The sequence below is a fragment of the Streptomyces sp. NPDC046716 genome (assembly GCF_040645755.1).
Classification (GTDB): Bacteria; Actinomycetota; Actinomycetes; order Streptomycetales; family Streptomycetaceae; genus Streptomyces.
The window spans coordinates 225,971-235,724 of record NZ_JBEYYU010000005.1 but is presented as its reverse complement, the minus strand read 5'-3'; the positions used below and the strand labels follow the sequence as shown (position 1 = coordinate 235,724).

General features: G+C 72.5%; 7 protein-coding genes and 1 pseudogene. 4 read left to right on the top strand and 4 right to left on the bottom strand.

The window, feature by feature from the left end; genetic code table 11:
* Positions 1–112: 112 nt before the first annotated feature.
* The 3 genes from ABZ930_RS06140 to ABZ930_RS06130 all read right to left on the bottom strand — a co-directional run bounded on the left by ABZ930_RS06140 (position 113) and on the right by ABZ930_RS06130 (position 2,647).
* Entirely contained in the window at positions 113–313 is a 201-nt protein-coding gene (locus tag ABZ930_RS06140) for a MerR family transcriptional regulator (RefSeq protein WP_361542212.1), read from the bottom strand.
* Between the two features lie 363 nt (positions 314–676).
* Positions 677–1,660, bottom strand: a complete 984-nt coding sequence (locus ABZ930_RS06135; RefSeq protein ID WP_361542209.1) for a helix-turn-helix domain-containing protein — start codon at positions 1,658–1,660, stop codon at positions 677–679.
* A 66-nt stretch (positions 1,661–1,726) separates the two neighbouring features.
* On the bottom strand, positions 1,727–2,647 hold the full coding sequence (locus ABZ930_RS06130) for a sugar phosphate isomerase/epimerase (RefSeq protein WP_361542206.1): 921 nt from the start codon (positions 2,645–2,647) through the stop codon (positions 1,727–1,729).
* 124 nt (positions 2,648–2,771) lie between these two features.
* Between ABZ930_RS06130 and iolC the strand changes: the two are divergent.
* The 4 genes and pseudogenes from iolC to mmsA form a co-directional block, all read left to right on the top strand.
* A pseudogene (gene iolC, locus ABZ930_RS06125) lies at positions 2,772–3,710 on the top strand (5-dehydro-2-deoxygluconokinase); the annotation flags it as partial.
* Positions 3,711–4,740: 1,030 nt separating this feature from the next.
* Positions 4,741–5,559: a 5-deoxy-glucuronate isomerase gene (gene iolB / locus ABZ930_RS06120; protein WP_361542203.1), complete on the top strand. Its 819-nt coding sequence runs from the start codon at positions 4,741–4,743 to the stop codon at positions 5,557–5,559.
* Positions 5,556–7,457, top strand: a complete 1,902-nt coding sequence (iolD, locus tag ABZ930_RS06115; RefSeq protein ID WP_361542200.1) for a 3D-(3,5/4)-trihydroxycyclohexane-1,2-dione acylhydrolase (decyclizing) — start codon at positions 5,556–5,558, stop codon at positions 7,455–7,457. The genes iolB and iolD overlap by 4 nt, the downstream gene beginning before the upstream one ends.
* A gap of 20 nt (positions 7,458–7,477) precedes the next feature.
* Positions 7,478–8,992 (top strand): CoA-acylating methylmalonate-semialdehyde dehydrogenase, encoded by a 1,515-nt coding sequence (gene mmsA, locus ABZ930_RS06110; RefSeq protein WP_361542197.1) that lies wholly within the window; start codon positions 7,478–7,480, stop codon positions 8,990–8,992.
* A gap of 81 nt (positions 8,993–9,073) precedes the next feature.
* Here mmsA and ABZ930_RS06105 read toward each other — a convergent pair whose 3' ends face one another.
* The gene (locus ABZ930_RS06105) at positions 9,074–9,574 is read right to left on the bottom strand and encodes an N-acetyltransferase (protein WP_361542194.1); all 501 of its coding nucleotides are present in this window, start codon (positions 9,572–9,574) and stop codon (positions 9,074–9,076) included.
* Positions 9,575–9,754: the final 180 nt, after the last annotated feature.

The window sequence follows — 9,754 nt, the reverse complement described above, 5'->3', positions numbered from 1 at the left end:
CCTCCGCCTTGCATCTCGACGCACCAGACCCCGCTCACCAGCACAGAAATGCGCGGGCCGCCCGGCTGCGACCTGATCCGCCGGACAGGCCCTAGAGGGGGCAGGGGAGCGGTCAGTCCGTGGAGCGGCCGCGGTTGCCCGGGCGGGCGGCCACCCACGCGCGGACCGTGTCGCCGTACCAGTAGGGCTTGCCGCTCTCGACGTGGTCCGGCGCGGGCAGCAGACCGTGCTTGCGGTACGAGCGCACGGTGTCGGGCTGCACGCGGATGTGCGCGGCGATCTCCTTGTACGACCAGAGCCTGCGGTCGGCCATCAGTGGCTCCTCCCTGGCGGGTGTCGCCCGGCGGCTCGGGGGTGGCCGCCGGTGATCACTCACCTTGTGCCCGGAGAACGACGGGCACGGAGGACCGGGGAGGGGCTGTGGGACGCCTGTGACGCAGAACCCGCGTAGGGCGGACAAGCGTGACAGTAAAGGGGCGTTTGTGACGTGAGTGATGCAAAGGGGGCGCTGAAAGAGCGCATGCACCGGCGCTGAGCGGGGAGGAGCGGATGCCCGGCGGGCCGGGCCCGTCCCCGGCTCGCACCCATGTCCGAGCAGGGGGCACCCCCGTACACCGGACCCGGCCCACCGTTCCCCGCATCCCCCGGCCAAGCGGCCCGAAGGGACAAGGGTGCCTCAGAGGCGACCGGCGGTCTTGGACAAAGCCGCACCGCCGGTGCGCGGGCCGTGTCGCAGGACCAGGCTCGTCGCCTCCCCGGCGAGCCGGTCGGTGGCCGGCGGTCCGCCCGCGTCGACATGGACCCCGCGGGCGAGGAAGAACGCGCGCGGGGTGCAGCCGGTCATCGCCTTGAACTCGCCGCTCAGATGGGCCTGGTCGTAGTAGCCGCAGGCCGCCGCGGTCTCGACCTGGCTGGACCCGGCGCACAGCAGCCGCCGGGCGCGCTGGAGCCGCAGCACCCGGGCCGCGGCCTTCGGGCTGAGGCCGATCTGCTCCCGGAACCGGTTCTCCAAGTGCCGTACGCTCCAGCCGACATGGCCGGCGATCCGGCTCACCGGAGTGGCGCCGCCGCTGTGCGCGAGCGCGTACCAGGCCCGCACGGTGCCGCTCGCGGGGCGCGGCCCCGCGCTCAGCCAGCGACCCAGCGTCTCGTCGAGCAGCCCGAACCGGGCCCGCCAGGACGACAACCGCCCCAGCTCGTACGAGAGTTCCTCCACCCCGAGAGCCGGGAGCGCTCCCAGTGTGTCCGGGTCGACCCGCCAGCCGGACAGCTCGTGCAGCGGCGTGCCGAACATCGTGAAGGCGGCCCACGGGGTCAGCAGCACCTCCACCCCCGCGAGCCGGCCGTCGTGCTCGCCGAGGACCGGCATCGTCGTCAGTCCGGACAGGACCGACGAGAACTCGACCGTGCGCAGCCCGGCCGGCCGGGCGCCGTCCGCCTCCCGCGCGCCGCCGACGCCGACCCAGCCGCCGGTCGCCTCGGTGACCCGGACAGTGCCCTCGAACCCCAGCATCAGCGTCACCGCGCCGATCGGCGCCTCCAGGCGGGCGCGTGGCCCGGGGAAGGCGAGCCGGAAACCGCGGTAGCCGATGACGCCGGGGCGCAGGCTCGCGTGCGGGTGGGCCTGTGCCGCCTCCCAGGTGCCGTCGGGGGATCGCACGGGGCGGACGGAGGGGCGCGCGGGTCTCGGGGCGCGCGGAGCTCGTGGACTCATCCGCCGATGGTGCTACACGCCGCACGACCTCAGATAGCCCCTGGTGCGCCGCGCGATCGGCAGTGGCCGGTCCGGATCGCACGGGTACATGTCCTGCTCGACGATCGCGAAGAGATCGACGTCGAGGCGCGCGGCCGCCGCGAGCACCGGCTCCAACTCCGGTACACCGCGCGGCGGTTCGACCATCACGCCCTGGGCGACGGCGGGGCCGAAGGGGGTGCCCTCGGCGCGCACCTCCGCGAGAACGGCCGGATCGACCTGCTTGAGGTGCAGATAGCCGATGCGCTCCCCGTACGTCTCGATCAGCTTGACGCTGTCGCCGCCGCAGTACGCGTAGTGCCCGGTGTCCAGGCACAGCGACACCAGGTCCGGGTCGGTGGCGTCGAGGAAACGGGTGACGTTCTCCTCGGTGTCGATGTGGGTGTCGGCGTGCGGGTGGACGGCGACGCGCAGCCCGTACCGGTCGCCGACCTCGCGCGCGAGCCGCTCCGTCTGGGCGGCGAGCTGGCCCCACTGCTCGGCGGTGAGCGTGGCGTCCTCGATCACCTGTCCGGTCTTGTCGTCGCGCCAGAAGGACGGGATGACGACGAGGTGCCCGGCGCCCATGTCCCGGGTGAGCGCGGCGATGGACGCCACGTGCTCCCAGGTCTTCTCCCACACGGCCGGGCCGTGGTGCAGCCCCGTGAAGACGGTGCCGGCCGAGACCTTCAGCCCGCGCCGCCCGGTCTCCTCGGCGAGCGTGCGCGGATCGCTCGGCAGATACCCGTACGGGCCCAGCTCGATCCACTCGTACCCCGCCTCGGCGACCTCGTCGAGGAAGCGCTGCCAGGGGATTTGGCGCGGGTCGTCGGGGAACCAGACGCCCCAGGAGTCGGGCGCCGAACCGACGCGGATGCGCGAGGGGCGTGATGTCGGGCTTGTCTGGGTCGCCATGGGGCCAGCCTTCGGCGCCCCGCGAAGCGTGTCAAGTGTTCGTCCGAATGTCAGGACAAAATGTTGACAGGCGGGTGAGGCACGGCTAGACCGGTGCTACCGACCGCTGTCGAAGGGATCCTGCATGGCCCGCGATGAGTTCGACCTGATCACGATGGGGCGGATCGGGGTCGACCTGTACCCGTTGCAGGCGGGTGTGGGCCTCGCGGACGTGTCGTCGTTCGGCAAGTTCCTCGGCGGCTCCTCGACCAACGTCGCGGTCGCCGCGGCGCGGCTCGGGCTCCGCGCCGCCACGATCAGCCGGACCGGGCGCGATCCCTTCGGCGACTATCTCCGTTCCCAGCTGCGGGAGTTCGGGGTCGACGAGCGCTGGGTGACCCCCGTCGACGGGCTGCCCACCCCCGTCACCTTCTGCGAGATCTTCCCGCCGGACGACTTCCCGCTCTACTTCTACCGGCGGCCCTCGGCGCCGGACCTGCAGATCGAGGCCGCCGACCTCGACCTGGACGCGATCGGCGCCGCCCGGATCTTCTGGATGACCGGTACGGGCCTGAGCGCCGAGCCCAGCCGGGAGGCGACGCTCGCGGCGCTGGCCCACCGGGCGCGCGGCGGGCACACCGTGTTCGACCTCGACTGGCGCCCGATGTTCTGGTCCGAGCCGGAGGCCGCGCGGCCCTTCTACCGTCAGGCACTGCGGCACACGACGGTCGCCGTCGGCAACGTCGACGAGGTCGAGATCGCGACGGGGGAGCGTGAACCGGTCGCCGCCGCGCGGGCGTTGCTCTCGTACGGAGTGCGGCTCGCGGTCGTGAAGCAGGGTCCGCGCGGTGTCCTGGCGATGACCTCCGACGGGCGGTCGGCGGAGGTCCCGCCCCTCCCCGTCGACGTCCTCAACGGCCTCGGCGCCGGTGACGCGTTCGGCGGCGCCCTGTGCCACGGGCTGCTGTCCGGCTGGGACCTGGAACGCGTGATGCGGTACGCGAACGCGGCCGGGGCGATCGTGGCGTCCCGGCTCGAGTGCTCATCGGCGATGCCTCTGCCGGAGGAGGTGCAGGCAGCCCTCCACGAGGGCCGAGTCCCGTCGACCCACGACCGCGCCCCCGCTGACCCCAATCAAGCCCCTCCGGCGATTGAGGAGCGGGGTCCGGGGCGGAGCCCCGTGGGGGTGGGCCCGGTGGCCCGCACGACAGACCCCCGCACCTTGGCCCGGCTCCGGGCCGAGCACCCCGAAGCCGTCCAAGAGGCCGCAGCCCAAAGAACCCGCCGCAAAATCCTCCCCGCACCGAACACCCGCCTAATGATCATCGCCGCCGACCACCCGGCCCGCGGAGCCCTCGCGGCAGGCGACCACCCCCACGCCATGGCCGCCCGGGCGAACCTCCTGGAACGGCTCCAGGTAGCCCTGTCCCGCCCCGGCGTGGACGGCGTCCTCGCCTCCGCCGACGTACTCGACGACCTCCTCCTGCTCGGCGCCCTGGAGAACAAGGTCGTCATCGGCTCCATGAACCGCGGCGGACTCGCCGGCGCCGCCTTCGAACTCGACGACCGCTTCACCGGCTACCGCCCGCAGGACCTGGACGACCGCCGCTTCGACGCGGGCAAGCTCCTCCTGCGCATCGGCTACGACGAACCCGGTGACGGCTCCGTACGGACCCTGGAGGCAGCGGCCCGCGCCGTCGACGCGATGGCCGAGCGCCGCCTCCCCGTGTTCGTCGAACCGTTCGTCTCCCACCGCGACCCCGCCACCGGCGCACTCCGCAACGACCTGAGGGCCGACGCCGTCACCCGTTCCATCGCCGTCGCCTCCGGACTCGGCGGCACCTCCGCCTACACCTGGCTGAAGGTCCCCGTCGTCGACGATCCCGACACCATGGCCCGCGTCATGGAGACCTCCACCCTCCCGGCGGTGCTGCTCGGCGGCGACATCAAGGACGGCGACCAGGACGCCACGTACGAGAAATGGCGCTCGGCGCTCCGACTCCCCACGGTGCAGGGCCTGGTGGTCGGCCGCTCGCTGCTGTACCCGCCGGACGGCGACGTCGCGGCGGCGGTCGATACGGCCGTCGGACTGCTGTAGAGAGGAGAGTGGAGGAATGACCTACCTCCCCAGGGGCAGCGCGGCCGACGGCCCGTACGTCCTGCACGTCGACCCCGACCGCATCCCGGGCAAGGCGCCCTGGTCCCGCGCGGGCCTGCGCATCGTCGAACTGGAGCCCGGACAGCGGCACGCCTTCGACACCGGCGAGAGTGAATGGATCGTGCTGCCGCTGTCCGGCGGTTGCTCCGTCCGCACTCCGGAGCGGATCATCGAACTGCGCGGCAGGGACAGCGTGTTCAGCGGTACGAGCGACTTCGCCTACGTCCCGCGCGACACCCGCGCAGAGATCGCCTCCGGCGCGGGAGGCCGCTTCGCCCTGGCAGGAGCGAAGTGCGGACGACGACTCCCCGTCCGCTACGGCCCCGCGCCGGAGGTACCCGTCGAGGACCGGGGCAGCGGCACCAGCGCCCGCCAGGTCCGCAACTTCGCCGCCGCCCACACCTTCGACTGCGACCAGCTCATCGCCGTGGAGGTGATCACGCCGGGCGGCAACTGGTCCTCGTACCCGCCCCACAAGCACGACGAGCACCGCCCGGGCGAGGAGTCGGAGCTGGAGGAGATCTACTACTTCGAGATCGAGGGCCCGCACGGCTACGGCTACCACCGGGTGTCGCCGTCCCGCCCCGGCGGCACCGACCTGCTCGCCGAGGTCCGCACCGGGGACGCCGTCCTGGTCCCGGACGGCTGGCACGGCCCGTCGATCGCCCAGCCGGGTCATCCCATGTACTACCTGAACGTGATGGCGGGGCCCGGGGAGGAGCGGGAGTGGAAGATCTGCTTCCACCCCGACCACGCGACGGAGGGATACCGATGACCGATCCGACGCCGAAAGAGACGCCGACGACGCGGCTCACGACCGCGCAGGCCCTCGTCCGCTTCCTCTCCCGCCAGTACACGGAGCGCGACGGCACCCGGCAGCGCCTGATCACCGGCGCCTGGGGCATCTTCGGGCACGGCAACGTGGCGGGGATCGGCCAGGCGCTGCTCCAGTACGCCGACGACCTGCCGTTCCACCAGGGCCGCAACGAACAGGCGATGGTGCACGCGGCGGTCGGCTACGCCCGCCAGCGCGACCGGCTGTCGGCACACGCGGTCACCACCTCCATCGGCCCGGGCGCCACCAACCTCGTCACCGGCGCCGCCCTCGCCACGATCAACCACCTCCCCGTGCTCCTCCTCCCCGGCGACGTGTTCGCCGCCCGCCCCGCCGACCCGGTGCTCCAGCAGCTCGAGGTCCCGTACGCGGGCGATGTGTCGGTCAACGACTGTCTGCGCCCGGTGTCGAAGTACTTCGACCGGATCACCCGCCCCGAGCAGCTGATCCCGGCCGCGCTCCAGGCGATGCGGGTCCTCAGCGACCCCGTCGACACGGGCGCCGTCACCCTCGCCCTGCCCCAGGACGTCCAGGCGGAGGCGTACGACTGGCCGCAGGACTTCTTCGCGGAGCGGGTCTGGACCGTCCGCCGCCCGGGCCCCGACCGCGCCGAACTGGCCGCCGCCGTACAGGCGTTGACGGCGGCCGAGCGTCCGCTGATCGTCGCGGGCGGCGGCGTCCACCACAGCGGCGCTGAGGACGCCCTCGCCGCCTTCGCCGAGGCGACCCGCATCCCCGTCGCGTCCACCCAGGCGGGCAAGGGAGCCCTCCGGTACGACCACCCGGCCGACGTCGGCGGCATCGGCCACACCGGCACCGCGACCGCGAACGAACTGGCCCGCACCGCCGACCTCGTCCTCGGTGTCGGCACCCGCTACACGGACTTCACCACGGCCTCGGCCACCCTCTTCGCCCACCCGGACGTCCGCTTCCTGAACCTGAACATCGCCGCCTTCGACGCGCACAAACTGTCCGCGCTGCCGCTGGTCGCCGACGCCCGCGAGGGCCTGACCGCGCTGCACCGGGCGACCGGGAAGAGCCTGCGCGCCCCACAGGCCCAGATCACCGCGTACACGGAGGACAAGGAGCGCTGGGAGCACCGCGTCGACGCCTGCTACACCGCCGACGACGACCTCGTCCGCCCGACCCAGACCCAGGTGCTCGGCCTGCTCGACGAGCTGGTGACCGGCGACGACATCCTCGTCAACGCCGCCGGCTCCCTCCCCGGCGACCTGCACAAACTGTGGCGCACCCGCTCCCGCGACCAGTACCACGTCGAGTACGGCTACTCCTGCATGGGCTACGAGATCCCGGCCGCCCTCGGTGTCGCCCTCGCCGCGCCCGGCCGCCCGGTCTGGGCGCTGGTCGGCGACGGCACGTATCTGATGATGCCGACCGAACTGGTCACCGCGGTCCAGGGGAACATCCCGGTCAAGGTCGTCATCCTCCAGAACCACGGGTACGCCTCGATCGGCGGCCTGTCCGCGTCCGTCGGCGCGGAGGGCTTCGGCACCCAGTACCGGTATCCGGGCCCGGAGGGGCCGTACTCCGGCGCCCCGCTCCCCGTCGACCTCGCCGCCAACGCGGCCAGCCTCGGCATGGACGTACACCGCGCGAAGACCGTCAGGGACCTGCGCGAGGCGCTCGCCGCGACCCGCGCCGCGACCCGGCCCACATGTGTCTACGTCGAGACCGAAACGGCAGACACAGTGTCGGGCCCGCCTCCCGCGCAGGCGTGGTGGGATGTGCCCGTGGCCGAGACGTCCGACCGCCCGTCGACCGTCAAGGCCCGCGAGGAGTACGACCGGCACGTCACCGCTCGACGCCGCCACCTCTGAGACACCACAGGAGTTGCCCCATGACTGACAGCGTTGCCAAGACCGTCCACCACTGGATCGGCGGCAAGACCGTCGAGGGCGTGTCCGGCCAGCACGGTCCGGTCACCGACCCGGCGACGGGTGCCGTGACGACCCGGGTCGACTTCGCCTCGGCCGACGAGGTGGACGCGGCGGTCGCGGCGGCCAAGGGGGCATTCGCGAGCTGGGGCCAGTCCTCGCTGGCCAAGCGCACCGAGATCCTGTTCCGCTTCCGCGCGCTGCTCGACGCCAACCGCGACGCGATCGCCGAGCTGATCACCGCCGAGCACGGCAAGGTGCACTCGGACGCGCTCGGCGAGGTGGCCCGCGGCCTGGAGATCGTGGACCTGGCCTGCGGCATCAACGTCCAGCTGAAGGGCGAGCTGTCGATGCAGGTCGCCAGCCGCGTCGACGTCTCCTCGATCCGCCAGCCGCTCGGTGTGGTGGCGGGCATCACGCCGTTCAACTTCCCGGCGATGGTCCCGATGTGGATGTTCCCGATCGCCATCGCGTGCGGCAACACCTTCGTCCTGAAGCCGTCGGAGAAGGACCCGTCGGCCGCGGTCAAGATCGCGGAGCTGCTCGCCGAGGCGGGGCTGCCCGACGGTGTGTTCAACGTCGTGCACGGCGACAAGGTGGCCGTCGACCGTCTCCTGGAGCACCCGGACGTCGCCGCCGTCTCCTTCGTCGGCTCGACGCCGATCGCCCGCCACATCCACCGCACCGCGTCCGCCAACGGCAAGCGCGTACAGGCGCTCGGCGGCGCCAAGAACCACATGCTGGTGCTGCCCGACGCCGACCTGGACGCCGCGGCCGACGCCGCCGTCTCGGCCGCGTACGGCTCGGCGGGCGAGCGCTGCATGGCGATCTCCGCGGTCGTGGCGGTCGGCGCGATCGGCGACGAGCTGGTCGCCAAGATCAAGGACCGCGCCGAGAAGATCAAGATCGGCCCCGGCAACGACCCGGAGTCCGAGATGGGCCCGCTCATCACGGCCGCCCACCGCGACAAGGTGGCGTCCTACGTGAAGGGCGCCGCGGCCGAGGGCTGCGAGGTCGTCCTCGACGGCTCCGACCACACCGTGCCCGGCTTCGAGAACGGCCACTGGGTCGGCCTCAGCCTCCTGGACCGCGTCCCGACCTCCGCCAAGGCCTACCAGGACGAGATCTTCGGCCCGGTGCTGTGCGTGCTGCGCGTCGACACGTACGAGGAGGGCGTGGCGCTGATGAACGCCTCCCCCTTCGGCAACGGCACCGCGATCTTCACCCGCGACGGCGGCGCCGCCCGCCGCTTCCAGCTGGAGATCGAGGCCGGCATGGTCGGCGTCAACGTCCCGATCCCGGTCCCCGTCGGCTACCACAGCTTCGGCGGCTGGAAGGACAGCCTCTTCGGCGACCACCACATCTACGGCAACGACGGCACGCACTTCTACACCCGCGGCAAGGTCGTCACGACCCGCTGGCCCGACCCGGCCGACGCCCCGTCGGGCGTGGACCTGGGCTTCCCGCGCAACCACTGATCCGGTACGCGCACGAAGGCACCCTGAACGGAAGCCCCCCCCCCGGCCGGGGGGGCTTCCGTGCTCTCGGCACGCGCCGCTTCAGATGCCGAACGCGTCGGCGTACCGGATCATCCCGGGCGGCACCGGGGCACCGGCGACCGCGGCCACCATCATCGCCTCGTCCGGTACGTCGAGCGGGCACGTCACGCCGTGCGCGGAGGCACGCTCGAAGCCGAACCTCGGGTAGTACGCCGGGTGCCCCAGCACGGTCACGAAACGTTCCCCGGCGTCCGCCACCGCGGCCAGCCCGGCGCGGACCAGGGCGGAGCCGATCCCGCCCCGCTGGGCACCCGGCTCGACCGCCATCGGGGCAAGGCACATGGCCGGGGTCGCGCCGATGAGGCAGCGGCTGAACAGGATGTGCCCGACCACGTCACCGTCGTCGTCCTCGGCCACCAGGGACACGAGCGGCTCGCCCTTGGCGGCAGCTTCCCGGCGGAGCGCGTCCACCAGGTCCGCCTCGTCCGCGGTGTCGAACGCCGCCTCATTGATGCCGTGGACGGTCCGGATGTCGTCGGGGGTCTCGGGGCGAATCTTCATGCCGCCCATCGTCCATCACCGCCCGCCGCGCGCGAGCCGCGGGACAAAAGCGGCGACAAGGGCACCGCGGGTGTCCGGACTGCGGACAAGTTCTGAAGAACTTCGGGGAGTGGGCTGCGGTTCCCGAACAGAGGGGATGAATCGGATGACGGAAGCGTGTCGGCTCCTGTGCCTTCGATA